Below are 19,921 nucleotides of genomic sequence, written 5' to 3' on the forward strand. Positions count from 1 at the left end.
TAGGTACATTTTTACCTGCTGGCGGCAAAACAATTACTATAACTCTTGCTTTATAATTAGAGCGCTTAAAAGAGGTGCTGCAAATGAAAATAAAGCCATTTCTTGCCATTAGCAAAGTATATCAACGTTGGCAATTTAGCTTTCATCTGAGCCATATCATTACCTCTTAATAGCTAGTAACTTGTTATACTCCCGTCAATAAATTACCGATAACTGCCATGCCAAAGCAGGGTGGTTACCATAAAATTTGCCGTAAATGTTTTAAGGTAAAGCTACGCAGCATTATCGCGTGGTTGCTAAGTGATAAATACAAAGACAATATTAGCAAACTTATTTTGGCCACTGGCATAGATAGGACTGCGCCCCATCAGCGTGTTAGGTATTGGTGGGAGTGTCAGGGGGAAACCAAGGGCTCCAGTGAAAGTACACTGAATTGTCAGTGGCTTATTAAACACGTTGAGAGGGTAGAGATGAAAAAGAAGTTAGTAGCGGTCGCAGTCGGTTTGATGATGACTGCAACCGGATGTGCAGAAAGGACTAGCCAGGCGGCCCCAGCTGTAGAAGTGCAAGCAGGGCTAACTCAAAGTCAGCTAAATCAACTAAGCGCGACATTGGATGTCAAATATCGTCTACTATCCAACTTTCCTGAGCAATGCAGTGGTGATGGTGCGGGTGAGCGCTGTTTTGCCGCACAAATTGAGTTAACCCCTGCAGCTGATTTTGATGACAATACTTGGTCGATTTATTTCAGCCAAATGCGCCCAGTGCAACAGGTTCTTTCGCAACAATTTGCCATAGAGCGAGTCAAGGGCGATTTGCATAAAATTACCCCTACTGAACAGTTTGCTGGTTTTAAGGCCGGTGAAAAGGTCACTATCGATTTTATCGGTCAGTCGTGGCAGCTGTCAGAAATCGATGCCATGCCTAATTATTACATTACTGCTGGCGAGTTAAGCCCGGCAGTGATTAAAAGTACCCAAGTAAGTATTGATAGTGAAACGGGCATGGAAGTACGCCCTTATGTTGTCGACTTTGACGATGAACTAAATCATTACAAGCGCAGCAAGAGTGACCAACTACAGTGGGCTAAAAGTGATGTGCTTTTTGCCGCCAATCAAACGATTGAACATGACAGCGCACAAGTGGTTGATGCGATTATTCCAACCCCTTTAAGTCAAGTTGTAAGCTCAACAGATCAAGCGGTCGATCTTAATGCCGGTATCAAGGTGATATTAAATGGTGTTAAAGCCAGTAGTGTTGATGCGGCATTGAACCGCCTAGCACGTATCGGTGTCGCCCAAAGCAATAGTGGTTTACCGACTTTGCTGGAACTCGATAAGACGATTACCGGCGAGGGCGCTTACGAGTTAACTATTGGTGCAGATAGAATCGTCATTAACGCTAATAGCGATGCGGGTTTCTCTTATGGCTTAGCCTCGCTAACTAGCTTAGTGGATGTGAAATCTAAGAAAGTTAATGCGATGAAAGTGGTTGATGCCCCGCGTTATGATTTCCGCGGCATGCATGTTGACGTAGCGCGTAACTTTCATAGCAAAGCATTCATCTTAGATCTGCTCGATCAGATGGCCGCATACAAGCTTAACAAGTTGCATTTGCATATGGCAGATGATGAAGGCTGGCGTTTAGAGATTGAAGGCTTACCAGAGCTAACAGATATTGGTGGTCAGCGCTGTCATGATCTTGCTGAGAATAATTGCCTACTACCCCAGCTTGGAAGTGGACCTAGCACAGATACGCAAGTCAATGGCTACTATAGCAAAGCAGATTATATTGAGATTTTGCAATATGCCGGAGCAAGGCAAATCGAAGTCATTCCTTCAATGGATATGCCTGGGCACTCACGTGCGGCCATTATTTCTATGGAAGCACGTTACCGTAAACTGATGGCACAAGGGCTTGAGCAACAAGCCAATGAGTATCGATTGACCGACCCGCTAGATACCACAGTTTACTCTTCTGTCCAGTATTATGATGACAACACCATTAACGTTTGTATGGAGTCTAGCTTCCACTTTGTTGATAAAGTCATTGATGAAATCGCCAACTTGCATGAGCAAGCTGGACAGCCGCTAAAAATCTATCATATTGGCGCCGATGAAACGGCAGGTGCTTGGTTAGAGTCACCTTTGTGTAAAGCTTTTATCGCCAACAACGATCAAGGAGTCACATCCGTTGATGAGCTGGGTGCTTATTTTATTGAGCGTCTATCTAATCTGATTGCAAGTAAAGGCATTTTGGCTGCGGGGTGGAGCGATGGAATGAGCCACACTCGACCTGAAAAAATGGCCAAAAACAACCAAAGTAATATTTGGGATGTTGTCGCCCATGGTGGTCATAAACGGGCCCATCAGCAAGCTAACCTAGGTTGGGATGCGGTGTTAGGTAATCCTGAGGTACTGTACTTTGACTTTCCTTATGTGAATGATCCGAAAGAGCATGGCTACTATTGGGCAAGCCGCGGCACCGATGAGAGAACTTTGCACAGCTTCATGCCGGATAATTTACCTGCCAACGCAGAGCAATGGACAGACATTGAAGGTAAGCCATTTGAGGCTGACGATCGAGTCACTAAAGATGACCAAGGTAAGCTTGTTTCAGGCCCTCTCAAACAAGGTGTTAAGTTTGCGGGTCTGCAAGGTCAGATCTGGAGTGAAACACTGCGCAGTGACGAGCTAGTTGAGTATATGATTTACCCACGTCTATTAGTGCTTGCTGAAAGAGCTTGGCACAAAGCGAGTTGGGAAGTGCCCTACAACTATGAAGGCGCTGTATATAACCAGCAAACGGGTACATTTACCAATGAAATGCGAGCTGCTCAAAGTAAACAGTGGGGCGAGTTAGCCAATACGTTGGGCCAAAAAGAGTTGGTTAAACTCGATCTTGCTGGTATCGACTACCGCGTTCCTACCGTGGGCGCTAAAATCGAACAAGGCATGCTGTATACCAACATTATCTACCCTGGCTTGAGTATTGAATATCGTGCTAATGGTGGAGACTGGCAAAAGTTCACCGCGCCGGTTGCGGTGACAGGCCAAGTCGAGGTTCGTGCAATTGCTGCAGATAATCAACGTAAAGGTAGAACACTTGTTGTGAATTAACAGGGTGTTAACGAGCGTAACCACGCTGAATTATTGGTGTGGTTACGCTACAAGCCGCGTATTCCCTATGTTTTGACCGAAAGTAATAATTATGGATTGTGGTTAAAAAAGTAAATGACAACGCTGTCATTTATGTTGTAACATAGGGTTAACTTAGTCAGTAGGCAGAGCAAAAGTGACGACTATCTCTTTGCTTTGAATAATAAAACTGTTGAAGAGGTCTGTCATGAGTGTGAACCAGACAAAGGAGAAACCGTTGTTTATAGGTATTGATGGTGGCGGCAGCAAGTGCCGAGCAACGATCTATTCAAACGAAGATGGCGTAATAGGTACAGGTGTTGCTGGACGTGCCAACCCTTTGCATGGCTTGTCTCAAACCTTTGAATCGATTCAAATGTCTACCGAACTAGCGTTGAAAGATGCCGGAATGAGCCCAACAGAAAGTAAAGGCCTTATCGCGGGCTTAGGGCTTGCGGGAGTTAATGTACCGCGCCTTTATCAAGACATTGTCAATTGGTCTCATCCTTTTGCGGACATGTTTGTCACGACTGATTTGCACACAGCCTGCATTGGTGCTCACCGCGGTGGCGAAGGTGCAGTGATTATTACCGGAACAGGTTCATGTGGCTATGCCCATGTCGCTGGTAAACAGGTATGTCTTGGTGGTCATGGTTTTGCCCTTGGCGATAAAGGCAGTGGCGCATGGTTAGGTTTAAAAGCCGCTGAGCAAGTATTACTGCATTTAGATGGTTTTGCACAAAAAACAGCGTTAACTGAACAGTTACTCGCGCATTTTAAAGTCCACGATGCCATGGGCATCGTTGAGCATCTTGCTGGCCAGTCATCAAGCAGCTACGCCAAGCTAGCGCGAACTGTGCTGACTTGTGCCCACGAAAAAGATGAAGTGGCACAAAATATTGTTAAAGAAGGTGCGCAGTACATCAGTGAACTGGCCCGCAAACTGTTTGAAGTTAACCCGCCAAGGTTTTCAATGATTGGAGGCTTGGCTGAGCCATTAGCGCCGTGGCTGGATAAAGATGTGGTGGCTAAGTTATCCCCCACACTCGCGCCACCGGAGCTAGGTGCTACCTATTTTGCTAGGCAGAGCTTCGATAAAAAAATGAACTGATTGACTAGCGGCTTGATAGATTCTATCAGGCCGCTTTGCTAATGCTGACACAGGAATGGCCGTCAGAATGACAGACACATTAATGGAAGCTGATACTAAAAGCGCCAGCCATTATATCGCTAAGCAGATTGAGGATAACCGCTCACTTATCGCAGCCATTGGCAGCAAAGTACGCCAATATGCACCTAAATTTGTGATGCTCGTTGGTCGAGGATCTTCCGACAATGCCGCGGTGTTCGCAAAGTATTTAATTGAAATTGAAGCGGGTGTTGCCACTTTTTCAGCAGCGCCCTCGGTTGCAAGCGTGTATGGTAAAACACTGGCTCTTGAAGGAGCGATGGTGTTGATCATTTCGCACTCTGGCCAAAGCCCTGACATTATTGCACAAGCAGAAATGGCTCGTAATGCAGGCGCCTATAGCGTTGCTTTAACAAGCGAAGTGGAAGGCCCACTAAAGCATCTTGTTGACGATATCATTCCTCTGCACATTGGTCAGGAACAGGGGGTGACTGCAACCAAAAGCTTGTTGGCAACATTAACCGGGTTATTGCAATTAACCAGTAGTTGGACAGGTAATCAGGAGCTGACTGCCGCTGTAGCATCGCTGCCTACCATTTTGCAGGAGGCAACCCACGCGCCTGCTAACTTGCGAGTAGAGCAGTTGCAGGGGGTAACTAATTTAGTGGTACTTGGCAGAGGGTTAGGGTTTGCTGTGGCTAAAGAAGTCGCGCTCAAACTTAAAGAGGTTTGTGCGATACATGCTGAAGCTGTTAGTAGTGCCGAGTTTCGCCATGGCTGCGCAGCGCTTGTTGCGCAAGATATAAAAGTGATTGATGTATGTATTAGTGATGAATCTTATCTCAATCATTTAGAACAGCTGGAACATCTGCTGCAATGTGAAACACCTTTAGTACACCTTAATCAAGTGTTAACTGGCGTACATCCTCGGGTAGCACCGCTAGCACTATTGCAACGCTTTTATATTGATATAGCCAAAATATCGACCCAGTTGGGGGCTAACCCCGATGAGCCAGAAGGGCTAAGTAAGGTGATGAAAACATGCTAATAACTCACATTCACTTTATATCGGATTATAGCTAGTACGCATTTATAACGCTTTAGGAAACAACTTATGAAACAGACATTTATTGCAGAGCAGGTGTTCGATGGCGAGCGCTTTCATCAACAACTACCTATTAGTGTAGAAGATGGCCAGATTGTCGCATTAGATACTGTTAAAGGCGCCGTAGAAACCCAGTTGCCAGGGACTCTCGTACCTGGTTTTATTGATGTTCAGGTCAATGGTGGCGGTGGGATTTTATTAAACACTGACTGCACTGTCGCAGGTATTGAAGCAATTGGCCAAGCCCATGCTCAGTACGGCACGACCGGCTATTTGCCGACGCTCATTACCGACAATGTTGAAGTGATGCAGCATGCTGCCGATGCAGTAGCGCAAGCTGTGGCGAAAGGCAGTGCAGGGGTGTTAGGCGTACATTTTGAAGGGCCGCACTTATCCATTCCTAAAAAGGGCGTTCACCCTCAATCACACATTCGCCGTATTTCCGATGCAGAACTTGCGATTTTTAGTCGAGATGATCTCGGCACCAAAGTGGTGACCTTAGCGCCGGAAAATGTGTCAGTCGATGTGATAAAAGCCCTAGTTGCGGCAGATGTACGTGTGTGTTTGGGACACTCAAATGCCGATTATGATACGGTTGTAGCGGCGTTAGAAGCCGGTGCTACAGGCTTTACTCATCTTTATAATGCGATGTCACCATTAAGTTCACGAGACCCTGGCATGGTGGGCGCCGCAATTGAAAGCCAAGATGCCTGGTGTGGGCTTATCGTTGATGGTCACCATGTGCACCCAGCTGCCGCCAAGGTGGCGATTGCGGCAAAGCCACAAGGCAAAGTGATGCTAGTCACTGATGCCATGCCGCCTGTGGGCATGCCTGAAAACGCCACTTTCGAGCTATTTGGTATCGAAGTTGTTCGCCAAGGCGATAAGCTTAATGCCGTCACGGGTGAGCTCGCTGGCTGTGTGCTTGATATGATTGGTGCGGTGAATAACACGGTTAATATGTTAGGCCTGCCATTTGAGGAAGCACTGAGGATGGCGGCGCTATATCCTGCTGAGTTTATTGGTCATCAGCAGCGCGGGTTACTGAAGGTGGGTAGTCAAGCAGACATGGTGCTGCTCAATCAGCAGCGTCAAGTTGAGCAAACTTATATTGGCGGTAAAATCGTTTTTCAAAAATAACCCGAACACTCAGCCTAAAGCGTTAGCTTTGGGCTTTTTTGTATCTATACAATCATAATAATAGAGGTTGGATATATGGAAGTGAGCCAAACCAAGAAACCCAAGTTGCGTTTAATGTCTTTAGACGCGCTGCGCGGTTTTGACATGTTCTGGATTTTAGGTGGCGAGGCCTTGTTTGTGGGGTTGCTAGCTTGGACCGGTTGGCAAGGATGGAAAATAGCTGACGCACAAATGCATCATAGTGCATGGCATGGCTTCACTTTCTATGATTTGATTTTTCCTCTATTTATATTTCTCTCTGGTGTGGCACTGGGCTTATCGCCTAAGCGATTAGACAAAATGCCGATGGCGCAGCGTCTACCGCTGTACAAACATGCTATTAAGCGTTTGGCATTACTACTGTTTTTTGGGGTGCTTTATAATCACGGTTGGGGCGGCGGTATGCCAGCAGCGGCCGATGAAGTACGTTATGCCAGTGTACTTGGCCGCATTGCATTTGCATGGTTCTTTGCTGCGATGTTGGTTTGGCATACTAGTTTACGCACTCAACTGATTGTGGCTGCAGCCATGTTATTTGGATATGCGGCAATGCAGTTATGGCTGCCAGTGCCTGGAGGTAGCGCAGGAGATCTAACGCTGGCTGGTTCAATCAATGCCTACGTTGATACCCATTTACTGCCGGGAGTCAGCTATCAAAATCGCCCTATGGATCCTGAAGGAATACTGTCAACGCTGCCTGCGGTGATTAATGCATTGGCGGGGGTATTCACTGGTCACTTTATCGTTAAAGCGCATCCAAAGGGCGAATGGGCTAAAGTGGCTATTTTGGCCTTAGCCGGTGGGGTTACCTTGGCACTAGGCTGGTTGGCCGATTTTATCATTCCGGTAAATAAAGAGCTGTGGACCAGCAGTTTTGTATTAGTTACAACGGGGTGGAGCCTGATCCTATTAGCCTTGTTTTATGCTTTGGTCGACGTGCTTAAATGGTCTAAATTGGCATTTCCTTTCGTGGTGATTGGTTGTAATGCCATTATTATTTACTTGGCGTCGAGCTTAGTAGATTGGAGCTACACAGCGACGAGTCTATTTGGTGGCTTTATCTCGGCTCTACCAACCTCAGTTCAAGCGTTAGCGGCAACTGTAGCGCTGTTGTTGGTGCAGTGGCTACTATTGTACTGGATGTACAAACGCGGTATTTTCATCAAGGTTTAAGCCTTTGATGGTTAAATTGAATTTGATTTTTTGTGTTACCAAGTTAGTGATATTTTGTTTAAAACCCAAAATGACAGCGTTGTCTTTTTGGGTTTTATGTTTTAACATCAGTGAAACAATCAACAAGATTAATAATCAATTTTGCCTTTCCTCCCTACGGATTTGGCCAAAATAAATAAAGCCGATATCAGTGCCATAGATATCAATATATTAATTACTATAAGAAAGTAGGCTTATGGAAATGACAATAAATAATGAAAATAAACGCAGCAGCGTGATCCCGATGGCGATCGTCGCTGGGCTGTTTTTTATTCTTGGTTTTGCAACTTGGTTGAACGGTTCGTTAATGCCGTACCTAAAGCAAATCCTGCAACTTACCCCGTTCCAAGCCTCACTTATTTTATTCTCTTTTTATATCGCAGTGACATTTACCGCATTACCTTCAGCATGGGTGATTAGAAAAGTCGGTTATAAATCCGGTATGGCACTGGGTATGGGCATTATGATGCTCGCTGGTTTGCTGTTTATCCCGGCGGCAAAAACACAAATTTTCGCATTGTTCTTATTTGCGCAGTTGGTCATGGGCGCAGGGCAAACATTGCTGCAAACGGCGGTTAACCCCTATGTTGTTCGCCTTGGCCCCGAAGAATCTGCGGCAGCACGTGTCAGCGTGATGGGTATCTTAAATAAGGGCGCAGGTGTTATTGCACCGTTAGTATTTACTGCTTTGATCCTTGATTCGTTTAAAGATCGAGTTGGCACCGAGTTAACCGCGGTACAAATTGATGAAATGGCCAATAGCCTAGTGGTGCCTTACTTAGGTATGGCACTGTTTATTGGTCTTCTCGCTATCTTAGTGAAAAAGTCACCACTACCAGAATTAGAAAGCGATGAAGAGCCCGCCGAGTCCAATAAAGGTCATACTCGTGAAGCCTTATCTCACCCCAATCTTGCGCTTGGTGTAGTGGCATTGTTTTTCTATGTGGCAGTAGAAGTGATAGCAGGCGATACCATTGGTACATTCGCTTTATCTTTGGGGGTTGAGAATTACGGTGTAATGACATCTTATACCATGGTGTGCATGGTTGTAGGTTACACCTTAGGTATTCTCACAATTCCAAGGTTCATCTCTCAGCCTAAAGCGCTGATGATTTCCGCTATCTTAGGTATTGTGCTTACTGTAGGTATTTTGTTTGGCGACAACAACTCTTACGCTATCGCCAATGCTGTGTTAGTGCCATTGGGCGGTGCGATGTTACCTGATACCTTACTGATGATTGCATTCTTAGGTCTAGCGAACGCGATTGTATGGCCAGCGGTTTGGCCGCTAGCGTTATCAGGTCTTGGTAAGCTAACCAGTACAGGTTCTGCATTGTTGGTTATGGGGATTGCTGGTGGGGCGTTTGGTCCTTTGTTCTGGGGACTAAGCTCTGGTACTTCACTGGGTATGCAAGGCGGCTACGCAGTAATGTTGCCGTGTTATATGTTCATCTTATTTTATGCGGTCAAAGGCTATAAGATGAAAAGCTGGAAGTAAGCATTTCAGTGTGAATAAAAAAGGAGCCTAGGGCTCCTTTTTTTGTGGCGATAGCGCAGCTGTTACCGCTAATAAGCAGTTTGTCGGCACGGACAATAGCGGTGTTTGAAGTAAGTTAGCGAAGGCTAGAGGAATGTGTTTGAAATCTAACGGGGGAGGTGGCTGTTTGTAACAGCAGAGCTAAAATGAATAGCGTTGAAATTGAGGCAAAAAAAAGCCACTCAATTGAGTGGCTATTCTTTATATGGTGCCGGCACCAAGAGTCGAACTCGGGACCTACTGATTACAAGTCAGTTGCTCTACCAACTGAGCTATGCCGGCTAATAGTGGTGCCCGAACCCGGAATCGAACCAGGGACACGAGGATTTTCAATCCTCTGCTCTACCGACTGAGCTATTCGGGCAATTAACTAAGCGTTAATTAACTACTTCAAACTGGGTGTTTGTGACCCGTCTCGTTTGGAGTGCGCGTATAATATAGCGATGATATTTTTCCTGCAAGTGCTTTTTTAATAATTTTTATCGCTTGGCTAGTAAATGTGCAAACTGCTGTAATTTTGTTTCATTGCTGATTGATAACACATCAAAATGCACGCGGTGAGGCGCTTTAGGGTTACAAAGTAAGCTAAGAGAAATCCACTCATTATGGTGAGAAAGCTAACCTTTCTAAAAAATAGAAAGGAATTGGCGAATATTAACAGTTTTTTATCAGCGAACACCGCTATATGCTTTTATGTATGTTTTACAGAGAAAGATATTATGTTTCGGAATAATAAACACGGCTATGGCCTGATTAGCATCTTACTGCACTGGCTAAGCGCAATAACCATTCTAGGCTTATTTGCTGTCGGATTTTGGATGGTGGACTTAACCTATTACAGCAGCTGGTACAAAACTGCACCTGAGATACATAAAGCGGTGGGGGTACTCTTGCTACTGGTGACGGTCTTTAGGTTGTTTTGGCGCCGAGTTAACCCCAAGCCGGTTAATGGCGGCCATAAGCTGTGGGAGAGGCGAGTCGCACATTGGACCCATGGGGCTTTGTACGCACTGTTGTTGTTGATTTTGGTTTCAGGTTATCTCATTTCCACCGCTGATGGCCGCGGGATCAATGTATTTGACCTTTTTGCTGTTCCCAGCCTTGGCGCGTTATTTGACAACCAAGCTGACTTAGCGGGTTTAGTTCACCAATACTTAGCGTATACCTTAATTGCCCTAGTCGTTGTCCATATGTTGGGTGCGCTAAAGCATCAATTTATCGACAAAGACCAAACACTTTTAAACATCATCAAACCTAAGGAAAATCGATGAAAAAATCACTTTATAGCATGATTGCTGCAACAGCGTTAATGGCATCATCTCAAGCCCTTGCTGCTGACTACGTTATCGATACGCAAGGAGCGCATGCCTCGATTCAATTTAAAGTAAACCATTTAGGCTATAGCTTTGTGGTTGGCCGCTTTAATGAATTTGAAGGAAACTTCAGTTTTGATGCTAAGGCGGTTGCAAGCTCAAAGGTTAGCGTGAAAATTAATACTGCCAGCATAGATTCAAACCATGCTGAACGTGATAAGCACCTCAGGGGCGCGGATTTTCTCAATACCAGCAAATTCCCACAAGCGACGTTCGAGTCAACATCTGCGGTTGATAAAGGTGATGGTCAGTTTGTCCTCAATGGCAACTTAACCTTAAATGGCGTGACTAAGCCGGTGGCCATTGATGCGACAATGATTGGTGAAGGTCAAGACCCGTGGGGGGGATATCGTGCTGGCTTTATTGGTGAGACCGAGTTTGCCCTTAAAGATTATGATATCAAAATGGATTTGGGCCCGGCATCTAGCCATGTACAACTATCGTTAGTGGTTGAAGGTATTAAGCAGTAAAACTAAAAAAGGCGCCGTTGGGCGCCTTTTATTATTCTTCGTCTTTTTGTGGCACATAGCCTTCAATTTCGACTTCTTTGCCTTCAAATAAGAAGTTAACCATCTGCTCTTCGAGATACTTCCTATCATCTACATTCATCATATTGAGTTTGTGCTCATTGATAAGCATTGTTTGCTTAGATTGCCATAGTGTCCAAGCTTCTTGGCTGATATTGTCAAATATACGTTTACCAAGCTCACCGGGATATAGCTGAAATGCTAGGCCATCTGCCTCTTTTTTAAGATATTGGCAATTTACTGTGCGAGCCATGATTACTCCTTAGTTGATACGGTTCCTAAACTGGCCAAGATTCGCTCGGTAGCGGCGGCGAGGCCAACTTTAGGTGGTGTGGCTATGTTATACCAGACCGCGAGGTCAGGTTCCATGATCTGATTGTGACTCTGGCTGCTAAAAGCAACGTAAGCGCTAATATCAAGATGAAAGTGGCTAAAGGTATGCCTAAAGGCTGTTATCTCTTCAGCGCGTAAATCAAGCTGATGTGTCTTTGCGTAAGTTCGGAGTTCATCTAGGCTGTTAAACTGGGGGAAACACCATAGGCCGCCCCAAATTCCCGCTGCAGGGCGTTTTATCATCATTGTTTGTTGCTCATCTATAATGGCGAGCATATATGCTGATTTAGCTGGGATCTGTTTTTTGGGCTTCTTACCTGGGTAGTCAGTTTGTTTGCCAGATAGCTGCGCCTGGCAATCTACCGCCACTGGACAGTGAGCGCATTGTGGTTTGCTTCTACTGCAAATACTGGCGCCTAAATCCATCATTGCTTGGTTATACTTTTGTATGTCAGTTTTTGGCGTGTACAGCTCTGTTTGCTGCCACAACCTGTTTTCGACTGATTTGGTTCCGGGCCAGCCTGCAATCGCGCCATGCCTTGCTAAAACACGCTTCACATTACCATCTAAAATAGGATGGTGTTGCCCTAAAGATAATGATAACACCGCGCCTGCTGTCGAACGACCGATCCCCGGTAGTGCCAATACTTGCTCAAACTCCTCAGGGAATTGTCCCTGATACTCATCTCGCATGATTTGTGCAGCTTTATGTAGGTTGCGGGCCCTGGCGTAATAGCCAAGCCCTGTCCAATAATGCAGCACTTCATCTTGCTCAGCGTTGGCCAACTCGGTAATGGTGGTAAACCGGGCTAAAAATCGTTCGTAGTAAGGGATCACCGTAGCCACTTGGGTTTGCTGCAGCATGATCTCAGATATCCAGACTTTATAGGGTGTTTTTTGTTGTTGCCAAGGAAGGTGTTTACGTCCGTGGTCGTTGTACCAACTGACGACACGTTGGCTAAAGCTTTTTGTTGTCATGGCGCCAGTGTAACCATGCCTTATAGCCATCACAACAAATATTAACATTTAGTGATAGGCTAATTCGCACCTTTTTGTATTCTTGGTATACTTTGGCAACAATAAGGGTTGCACTGTCCAGTTAACTTTGGATAATGCCTGCTCTTTGAAAATTATTCTACTGTCAGGGTTGTGTGTCGTCGCTTGGTGAAAGCAGCAGATGCAATAACCTACGGTATGGTCCAAGTGAGATAGAGGCACAAAGCACATGAGCGAAGTAACCACTGCTGAATTTAATGAAGAGGGTAAGTACCTTCGCAAAGTGAGAAGCTTTGTTTTACGCGAAGGGCGTTTGACTAAAGGTCAAGCGCTTGCATTTGAACAGCAGTGGCCAACTATGGGCTTAGACTATTCGCCTGAGCCATTGGACTTAGTTAAGGTGTTTGGCCGCGAAGCGGACACCGTACTTGAAATCGGCTTCGGCATGGGGGCCTCGTTAGTCGCGATGGCGAAAGCGGCACCAGAACTTAACTTTATCGGTATTGAAGTTCATAAACCCGGTGTTGGCGCATGCTTAGCGGATGCAGCAGAAGCGGGCGTAACCAATTTACGTGTTTTCCACCATGATGCTGTAGAAGTGCTAGAAAACAGTATCGTGCCGGCGTCATTAGCGCGTGTACAACTATTCTTCCCTGATCCTTGGCACAAAAAGCGTCATCATAAGCGTCGTATTGTTCAGCCTGAGTTTGTTGAAACGATTCGTAGTGCGCTTAAAATTGGTGGCGTTTTCCACCTCGCCACCGATTGGGAAAACTACTCCGAGCACATGTTAGAGGTGATGACAGCTGCACCGGGCTATAAGAATCAATCTACAACTGGAGATGTGGTTCCACGCCCGGATCACCGACCGCTGACTAAGTTTGAAGCTCGCGGCCATCGCTTAGGTCATGGCGTTTGGGATTTAATGTTTGAAAGAGACCAATAATCTGTCTCAACTATCTACCTCACTAGGGAAATAAAATTATGGCAACACGTAGTCGTCGTTTGCGCAAAAAGTTGCGTATAGATGAGTTTCAAGAATTTGGCTTTGATGTTAACTGGACTTTCAATGAGTCAGTAAGCGAAGCGCAAATTGATACCGCGGTTGATGCGTTTATCGATACTGTGATTGAGCCGAGAAACCTCGGTTTCCATGGTGGTGGTCATAAAGAGTGGGAAGGCATTATCGCAACCCAGACTATTGGTAAGTGCACTGAGGAAGATCGTCAAGCGGTAAAAGCATTCTGGGATGGCCAAGACGTTAAAGATGTTGAAGTTAGCGACCTTTATGATATTTGGTGGAGTTAATGCCAGATGAGCAAATGCTCGAGCAAGTGCTCGAGCAAGTGCGACCCCTGCTAGGCAAAGGTAAGGTTGCCGATTACATTCCAGCGCTGGCAAACGTGGATGCCAATAAGCTTGGGATCGCTATCACCACGCTCGATGGCACCACCATTGGTGCCGGTGACTATTTAGAACCATTCTCCATTCAAAGTATCTCCAAAGTGTTTAGCCTCACGCTTGCGCTAACGCTTTATGAAGAGCAAGAGATATGGTCTCGTGTGGGTAAAGAGCCTTCTGGTCAATCGTTCAACTCGCTGGTTCAAGTGGAGTTAGAGCGAGGCTTACCTCGAAATCCTTTTATTAATGCCGGCGCGTTAGTGATTGCCGATATGCTCCAAGGTCGCTTAGGCGCACCTAAGCAACGTATGCTAGAAGTCGTCCGTAAGCTAAGCAATAACTCACATATTTGCTATGACAAGGCGGTCGCTGCTTCTGAGTATGAACACAGTGCCCGTAACGCCGCGATTGCCTATTTGATGAAATCTTTTGGCAACTTCAACAACGATGTTGATACCGTGCTTAAAAGTTACTTTCATTATTGCGCGATGCGCATGAGTTGTGCTGATTTATCTCGGGCAATGTTGTATTTAGCGAATGCGGGCACCAGTATTCGTGGCGACCGGTTGGTTTCACCAGTACAAACTCGCCAACTTAACGCATTGTTGGCCACATCAGGGCTTTATGATGGCGCAGGCGAGTTTGCCTATCGTGTTGGTATGCCGGGAAAAAGTGGTGTAGGTGGCGGTATTATAGCTGTCATACCCGGTGACATGGCAGTGTGTGTGTGGTCGCCTGAGTTAGACAAAAATGGTAACTCACTGGCGGGAACTGCCGCGCTAGAATCGCTTTGCCAAGCACTCGGTCGTTCGATTTTCTAATTCTGTTGGTCAATGTCACTAATTTTTAGTGGCAATGACTGCTATTTTCCTTCCATACTCCGTCCTATTATTAATAACTCCTTTAATTACAGTAATTTAAAAAGTTGGCATGGCAACTGCTATAACTATTATCAATAGACAGCTAAAGACTTTAGGTCTTATCAGCAATTAGATTAAATGAGCAAAAGGATAAAGTGATGAAGAAATTGGCCGCTTCAGTAGGGATAACCGCAATGGTACTGGCTACAACTGCGTCAGCATGGGCGCATGATGGTGAAGGTAACCATATTAGCTTTGGTGACAATAAGCAGTGTGATGTTGCGCTTAATTATGATGTTGCAGTTGAGCCTAAAAAGCTGACAGTAAGTGACGGTGGCAAAGAAGTCTATCGTGTAGAGTTTGGCAAACTGTTCGTTGAAGGCAAAGAGATCGCGTTGAACAGCAGTCAACAAGCACTGGTTAATGACTATAGCGAGCAAGTCTCTAAGCAAGTGCCAGAAGTTATCGAGCTTGTGAATGATGCGGTAGAAATTGCTACATCAGCCGTAAGTATGGCGCTAACGCCGCTATTGGGTGATGCCAGCGGCGCCAAGATTGACACCATGATGGATGGGCTTAGTGAGCGCATTGAGTCTGTGGCCTACCAAAATGGCGACAAGTTTTATATTGGCGCCACCGAGTCATCATTGGAGCAAACTTTTGGTGAAGACTTTGAAAAAGAGCTTGATCAGTTAGTGCAAAGCTCTATTGGCAGCATGATGATGACCTTAGGCAGTGAAATGATGGCCGGTGACGGTGACACTTTCGAAGAGAAAATGAACTCTTTTGGCCAAAGAATGGAGCGTATGGGCCAAGATATAGAGCGTGAAATGGAGCAACAAGCCCAAGATCTTGAAGTACGTGCAGAGCGCGTTTGCGACAACTTTGAGCAGTTACTGGTCACAGAAAACAAATTACGTGCTCAAGTACCCAGTTTAAAGAATTACGCGTTGATTGATACCAGCAACCAACCTTTGCGTGAATAGCGAGACTATTCGTTAAGCTACCTTTCTCCTTGTTGCGCCCAACCGCAATTGCAACGGCCTCAAATGATAATTCATTTGGGGCTTTTTTATGCAATTGTGTTGTGGGGATTTTCTCTTATACTTTTGCATTATCTTTGTTTAAAAATACATATTAGAAATAATGGGCAAATCTTTGGTATACTTAAAAAAATAATAACAATATCGATCAGATTTTTGACCAAATACTGATTGCGAAATTGACCCTACTTACGCATATTCTCGATTATTCAATGCAGTGTGGATTAGCCGTTTAACATCCTTACCTATTTGATTATTAAAGAATAATATTGGTGTCGCAAATACCTGAAGGCGATTTACATGTTAGAACTTTTGGAACCTATTGCTATTTTTACCCATGTTGCTAGGGCAGGAAGCTTTAGCTCTGCTGCACGCAAATTGGGCATATCTAAATCTAAGGTAAGTACTCAAGTTGCTGACTTGGAGCACAAATTAGGTGTGCAGCTAATACAAAGAACCACGCGCAGTTTGAGTCTGACAGAAGCGGGTCAACTGCTTTATACCCAAGGCGAAGAGCTATTAAGAGATGCGGATCAAGCGGTGGCCAGTGTCCATAATCTTAATGATGCCACTCGCGGTGTATTGAAGGTAGGGATTTCTCAATCATTCGGTACTATGCATATTATCCCCGCACTGCCAGAGTTTATGGCTAAGCATCCAGAGTTAGAGCTACAAGTTAGCTTGCTAGATCATAAAGTCGATGTCGTGAGCGAAGGCTTAGATCTGTTGTTGACGATGTCTGAGCAATTGCCTTTAGGCATGGTGGCTCGCCCACTGATGAAATGTCAGTTCCTTCTTACAGCTTCACCTGAATATATTGCCAAACATGGTCAGCCAGAGCGTCCAGAGCAGCTTGTTGATCATAATTGTTTGGTGTATCACGGCGAATGGCACGAACACAGTGTGTGGCAGTTTAAGCGCGGTGAAGATTACTGTGAAATTGGCGTTTCTGGTAACTTTAGAGTGGATAATGCGCCAGCATTGAAATCTGCAGCAGTAAGTGGTTTAGGGGTTGTTTATTTAGCCAGTTACTTGCTTGAAGATGAGATTGCTAAGGGCACGCTAGTGCCTATTTTACCTGAGTGGCAATTGACTAACCATTTGCCGCTACAGGCTGTCTATCCTCGTCGTAAACACCTTGCGCCCAAAGTCAGTGCTTTTATTGACTTTATTAAAGAGCATATTGGTACGCCTCCATATTGGGATGCGCCTTATGCTGAACTTTATGCGAAGCGTAAGTCTTAAATTAGGGACGATGTAAAATAGTAGATGAGCTAGTATTGTTGGCTTTTTGAACATTATAATTTTAGTTATTCTGGAAACATTGTTTCATATCTAGAACAAAAAGGCGACACCTTGCAGGCGATCGCCTTTTTTATTAATTAAAACAAATGATTATGTGTTGTTATTGCTACTTGTATTGTGCCGTTTTGTTTAGTTATTACTAATGGTGAGTGTGAGTTTTTATTGTCATTTGTTCTGTAAATAATACAATGGTGGAAATTGAATTAGGGTGTCTGAGACCCTTAAGAAAGCTAAAGAATGACCCCTCTTGGCTTTTTTTCGCAGACAGCGGCAACGCGGCTTTAATTCAATGCTGACAGCGGTTTAAGAACTAAAACAATGTCGGCTTTAAACCATCATCCTAGTTTTTGGTTTACCCCGGCTTTTACCGGGGTATTTTTCTTTTTAGGGTCAACTTCGCTAATCTCATCCTTTATCTAACGGCGCTTTGTGCAAACGCACCTCCAACAAGTTTGTCTGTGAATCTTATACTGATTGGTATAATACCAATCAGTATAAGAATTTGATCTACTCAGCGCGCTTTGGGCAAACTAATTCAAGGCGAATGATTGAAACCATGGTTGTTCCCTTGTGAAATTATTCAACGCAGAAGTAGGCAGCCAAAACGCGCCAGAATGGCGAGTTTTAGCGATTCTGATGCTGTGTTAACGAGCTTAACCGTAGAATAACTATGCTCTTCACTCGTTGCCTTACCTCAGAACCGCTAAACTCTCGCTGAGTGACTAAATGTTTATACTGATTGGTATAATTAATATTTGCCATAGCCAATTTGTCACAGACCCATGGGAATCTTCGGTCAATTTCCTTTGATTGAATTGATAGCAAGCAATAAAAAAGCCCCGTAAGCAACAATTTGCTGACGAGGCTTAATGGTCAATACTGACTAGTTAGCTACTTTTCTTTATCCAAAGGTCAATTTCACTTTCTAGTACATCTAAAGGTACAGGGCCATTTTTGAGTACGATTGTGTGGAAATCACGTATATCAAATTTGTCGCCTAATGCTTGCTGCGCTTTTTCTCTTAGTGCCAATATTTTGATCATACCAACCTTATAGGCGGTAGCTTGGCCAGGCATCACAATATGTCTTTCGACCATTTTTACCGCATCTGATTTTGCATTGGGCGTGTTCTGTACGTAGTATTCGATGCCTTGCTCTCTGGTCCACTTTTTGGCGTGAATGCCGGTATCGACTACTAGGCGACAAGAGCGCCAGAGCTCCATGGCTAAGCGGCCAAAGTCAGAGTAGGGGTCTGCATACAGCCCCATCTCTTTAGGGAAGTACTCACTGTATAAACCCCATCCTTCAACATAGGCTTGGTAGCCACCAAAACGTCTAAATTTCGGCACGCCTTGTAGCTCTTGAGCGATGGCTATTTGCATGTGATGGCCGGGTGTACCTTCGTGATAAGCCAATGCTTCCATTTGGTATTTAGGCATGGCTTCCATGTCGTACAGGTTGGCGTAATAAGTGCCTGGGCGAGATCCGTCTGGGGTTGGTTGATTGTAAAATGCCTTACCAGCAGATTTCTCTCTAAAAGCTTCAACCCGTTTTACAACCATTGGCGCCTTTGGCTTAATATTAAATACTTCATCGAGTCGCGAAGTCATATTGTCGATAAGCGCTGTGGCTTCGGTCAAATAGGCTTGGCGGCCCTCATCGGTTGCTGGATAGTAAAACTGTTTATCTTCGCGCATGAAAGTGAAAAACTCAGCTAAGCTCCCCTCGAAGTTAACTTGCTTCATGATGGCGCGCATTTCGTCATGAATACGATCAACCTCACTTAAGCCAAGTTGATGGATTTCATCTGCGCTCATATCTGTCGTAGTCGTGCGCGCTAACGCCATATTGTAAAACTGCTCGCCATTATCAAAACGCCATACACCGTCTCGAGTATCGGCGCGCTTCTCTAGGTCTGTCACATAGCTAATTAGGCTAGTGTAAGCGGGTTTAACCTGTTTGATGAGCGCTGATTTGGCTTGTTTTAGTAGCGCTTCTTGCTGTGATTGGCTTATATCGAGTAGGGCAACTTTGCGCTTGAAGTCCGCCCAAATCGCACTATCTTCGCCATTGTCAAAAGGTGCGCCAGTTATGATGTTCTTGCTGTCTGATAACACATAAGGGAATACAAACTTAGGTGCAATAATGCCTTTTTCAGCCCGGACTTCGAGTGATTGCGTGAGTTGATGTAGATTGCTCGGTACCGCTTGCAGGCGAGCGATATAGGCTTGTGCATCAGCTTCATTGCTAATTTGATGTTGATTGATTAGAAACGAGGCAATGAAAGAGTGACCGCCATACATTTGATTGACAGGGTAACTATAATGACGCCATTGATGCTGATCTATTGCTTGAGTTAAGCGCGCTTTAAGTAAATCGTAACTGAGACGAGTTTGTTGATCTAGCTTGTCAATGTTAATGCTATTGAGCTCAGCGAGGTGCTTTTGGCTGCGGGTTAGTTTACGTTCATCCGCTTGCTCACCGCGCTCATCCCACTTGTCATAATCTGTTTTGATACCAAGTTGGGTTTGGGTGGTGGGGCTAGCCATCACATTGTCCATAAAAATGCGTTCAAACAGCGCGTTGGCTTTTTCTGATTCACTATTAAGTGATTGCGCGACTGGTTGGTTGGGGCTTGATAGGCCAGCACCATTAGCGGCTAAGGTAACCGGTGAAGCAAGTAAAGCACTCAGGGTTAGTGCGATTAGGGTCGTTGTTGTTTTTATTTGCATGTGTCGTCTTCCTATTATTATTGCTTGTTATCCTAATAAAGGTTGGCGACGA

The 19,921-nt window shown here is 45.0% G+C and carries 16 protein-coding genes and 2 tRNA genes; 13 read left to right on the forward strand and 5 right to left on the reverse strand.

Features of this window, described 5'->3' with window-relative positions; translation table 11 throughout:
• The first annotated feature begins 470 nt into the window (after positions 1–470).
• The 6 genes from FLM48_RS05835 (at position 471) to nagP (ending at position 9,260) form a co-directional block, all read left to right on the forward strand.
• Complete coding sequence (locus FLM48_RS05835) at positions 471–3,119, forward strand: family 20 glycosylhydrolase (RefSeq protein ID WP_179024008.1); 2,649 nt, start codon at positions 471–473, stop codon at positions 3,117–3,119.
• Between the two features lie 226 nt (positions 3,120–3,345).
• Positions 3,346–4,248 (forward strand): N-acetylglucosamine kinase, encoded by a 903-nt coding sequence (gene nagK, locus FLM48_RS05840; RefSeq protein WP_028772595.1) that lies wholly within the window; start codon positions 3,346–3,348, stop codon positions 4,246–4,248.
• A 67-nt stretch (positions 4,249–4,315) separates the two neighbouring features.
• Complete coding sequence (gene nagB-II / locus FLM48_RS05845) at positions 4,316–5,314, forward strand: glucosamine-6-phosphate deaminase NagB-II (RefSeq protein WP_179024009.1); 999 nt, start codon at positions 4,316–4,318, stop codon at positions 5,312–5,314.
• 66 nt (positions 5,315–5,380) lie between these two features.
• Complete coding sequence (nagA, locus tag FLM48_RS05850) at positions 5,381–6,511, forward strand: N-acetylglucosamine-6-phosphate deacetylase (RefSeq protein WP_179024010.1); 1,131 nt, start codon at positions 5,381–5,383, stop codon at positions 6,509–6,511.
• Between the two features lie 75 nt (positions 6,512–6,586).
• Positions 6,587–7,723, forward strand: coding sequence for a transmembrane glucosamine N-acetyltransferase NagX (gene nagX / locus FLM48_RS05855; protein WP_179024011.1), 1,137 nt, complete (start codon positions 6,587–6,589; stop codon positions 7,721–7,723).
• A gap of 235 nt (positions 7,724–7,958) precedes the next feature.
• Positions 7,959–9,260: an N-acetylglucosamine MFS transporter NagP gene (nagP, locus tag FLM48_RS05860; protein WP_372847452.1), complete on the forward strand. Its 1,302-nt coding sequence runs from the start codon at positions 7,959–7,961 to the stop codon at positions 9,258–9,260.
• 245 nt (positions 9,261–9,505) lie between these two features.
• Here nagP and FLM48_RS05865 read toward each other — a convergent pair.
• A tRNA-Thr gene (locus FLM48_RS05865) sits at positions 9,506–9,581 on the reverse strand.
• A 6-nt stretch (positions 9,582–9,587) separates the two neighbouring features.
• A tRNA-Phe gene (locus FLM48_RS05870) sits at positions 9,588–9,663 on the reverse strand.
• A gap of 355 nt (positions 9,664–10,018) precedes the next feature.
• On the opposite strand from FLM48_RS05870, the gene FLM48_RS05875 reads away from it, so the two are divergent.
• Complete coding sequence (locus tag FLM48_RS05875) at positions 10,019–10,570, forward strand: cytochrome b (protein ID WP_179024013.1); 552 nt, start codon at positions 10,019–10,021, stop codon at positions 10,568–10,570.
• Positions 10,567–11,142 (forward strand): YceI family protein, encoded by a 576-nt coding sequence (locus FLM48_RS05880; RefSeq protein WP_179024014.1) that lies wholly within the window; start codon positions 10,567–10,569, stop codon positions 11,140–11,142. The genes FLM48_RS05875 and FLM48_RS05880 overlap by 4 nt, the downstream gene beginning before the upstream one ends.
• 31 nt (positions 11,143–11,173) lie before the next feature.
• Here the strand turns inward: FLM48_RS05880 and FLM48_RS05885 are convergent, their stop codons facing one another.
• Together FLM48_RS05885 and mutY are read right to left on the reverse strand one after the other, a co-directional pair.
• Positions 11,174–11,452, reverse strand: coding sequence for an oxidative damage protection protein (locus tag FLM48_RS05885; protein WP_028772602.1), 279 nt, complete (start codon positions 11,450–11,452; stop codon positions 11,174–11,176).
• Positions 11,453–11,454: 2 nt separating this feature from the next.
• Entirely contained in the window at positions 11,455–12,510 is a 1,056-nt protein-coding gene (gene mutY / locus FLM48_RS05890) for an A/G-specific adenine glycosylase (protein ID WP_179024015.1), read from the reverse strand.
• Positions 12,511–12,757: 247 nt separating this feature from the next.
• On the opposite strand from mutY, the gene trmB reads away from it, so the two are divergent.
• The 5 genes from trmB (at position 12,758) to FLM48_RS05915 (ending at position 17,077) form a co-directional block, all read left to right on the forward strand.
• On the forward strand, positions 12,758–13,474 hold the full coding sequence (gene trmB / locus FLM48_RS05895; protein ID WP_028772604.1) for a tRNA (guanosine(46)-N7)-methyltransferase TrmB: 717 nt from the start codon (positions 12,758–12,760) through the stop codon (positions 13,472–13,474).
• A 38-nt stretch (positions 13,475–13,512) separates the two neighbouring features.
• Entirely contained in the window at positions 13,513–13,836 is a 324-nt protein-coding gene (locus FLM48_RS05900; RefSeq protein WP_028772605.1) for a YggL family protein, read from the forward strand.
• Positions 13,836–14,750: a glutaminase B gene (gene glsB, locus FLM48_RS05905; RefSeq protein ID WP_028772606.1), complete on the forward strand. Its 915-nt coding sequence runs from the start codon at positions 13,836–13,838 to the stop codon at positions 14,748–14,750. The genes FLM48_RS05900 and glsB overlap by 1 nt, the downstream gene beginning before the upstream one ends.
• A 197-nt stretch (positions 14,751–14,947) precedes the next feature.
• Complete coding sequence (locus FLM48_RS05910; RefSeq protein ID WP_179024016.1) at positions 14,948–15,775, forward strand: YggN family protein; 828 nt, start codon at positions 14,948–14,950, stop codon at positions 15,773–15,775.
• 357 nt (positions 15,776–16,132) lie between these two features.
• Entirely contained in the window at positions 16,133–17,077 is a 945-nt protein-coding gene (locus tag FLM48_RS05915; protein WP_028772608.1) for a LysR family transcriptional regulator, read from the forward strand.
• Positions 17,078–18,024: 947 nt separating this feature from the next.
• Here the strand turns inward: FLM48_RS05915 and FLM48_RS05920 are convergent.
• Complete coding sequence (locus FLM48_RS05920) at positions 18,025–19,869, reverse strand: DUF885 family protein (RefSeq protein WP_179024017.1); 1,845 nt, start codon at positions 19,867–19,869, stop codon at positions 18,025–18,027.
• Between the last annotated feature and the right edge of the window lie 52 nt (positions 19,870–19,921).

Origin of the sequence: Shewanella sp. Scap07 (genome assembly GCF_013394145.1) — a bacterium.
In the GTDB taxonomy this organism is placed as follows: Bacteria; Pseudomonadota; Gammaproteobacteria; order Enterobacterales; family Shewanellaceae; genus Shewanella; species Shewanella waksmanii.

Excerpts from the sequence above, each read along its gene's own strand:
- nagK (WP_028772595.1), top strand. The coding sequence starts at position 3,346 with ATGAGTGTGAACCAGACAAAGGAGAAACCGTTGTTTATAGGTATTGAT.
- trmB (WP_028772604.1), top strand. The coding sequence starts at position 12,758 with ATGAGCGAAGTAACCACTGCTGAATTTAATGAAGAGGGTAAGTACCTT.
- FLM48_RS05880 (WP_179024014.1), top strand. The coding sequence starts at position 10,567 with ATGAAAAAATCACTTTATAGCATGATTGCTGCAACAGCGTTAATGGCA.
- mutY (WP_179024015.1), bottom strand. The coding sequence starts at position 12,510 with ATGACAACAAAAAGCTTTAGCCAACGTGTCGTCAGTTGGTACAACGAC.
- glsB (WP_028772606.1), top strand. The coding sequence starts at position 13,836 with ATGCCAGATGAGCAAATGCTCGAGCAAGTGCTCGAGCAAGTGCGACCC.
- FLM48_RS05910 (WP_179024016.1), top strand. The coding sequence starts at position 14,948 with ATGAAGAAATTGGCCGCTTCAGTAGGGATAACCGCAATGGTACTGGCT.
- nagA (WP_179024010.1), top strand. The coding sequence starts at position 5,381 with ATGAAACAGACATTTATTGCAGAGCAGGTGTTCGATGGCGAGCGCTTT.
- nagP (WP_372847452.1), top strand. The coding sequence starts at position 7,959 with ATGGAAATGACAATAAATAATGAAAATAAACGCAGCAGCGTGATCCCG.
- FLM48_RS05875 (WP_179024013.1), top strand. The coding sequence starts at position 10,019 with ATGTTTCGGAATAATAAACACGGCTATGGCCTGATTAGCATCTTACTG.
- FLM48_RS05900 (WP_028772605.1), top strand. The coding sequence starts at position 13,513 with ATGGCAACACGTAGTCGTCGTTTGCGCAAAAAGTTGCGTATAGATGAG.
- FLM48_RS05835 (WP_179024008.1), top strand. The coding sequence starts at position 471 with ATGAAAAAGAAGTTAGTAGCGGTCGCAGTCGGTTTGATGATGACTGCA.
- FLM48_RS05920 (WP_179024017.1), bottom strand. The coding sequence starts at position 19,869 with ATGCAAATAAAAACAACAACGACCCTAATCGCACTAACCCTGAGTGCT.
- FLM48_RS05885 (WP_028772602.1), bottom strand. The coding sequence starts at position 11,452 with ATGGCTCGCACAGTAAATTGCCAATATCTTAAAAAAGAGGCAGATGGC.
- nagB-II (WP_179024009.1), top strand. The coding sequence starts at position 4,316 with ATGACAGACACATTAATGGAAGCTGATACTAAAAGCGCCAGCCATTAT.
- nagX (WP_179024011.1), top strand. The coding sequence starts at position 6,587 with ATGGAAGTGAGCCAAACCAAGAAACCCAAGTTGCGTTTAATGTCTTTA.
- FLM48_RS05915 (WP_028772608.1), top strand. The coding sequence starts at position 16,133 with ATGTTAGAACTTTTGGAACCTATTGCTATTTTTACCCATGTTGCTAGG.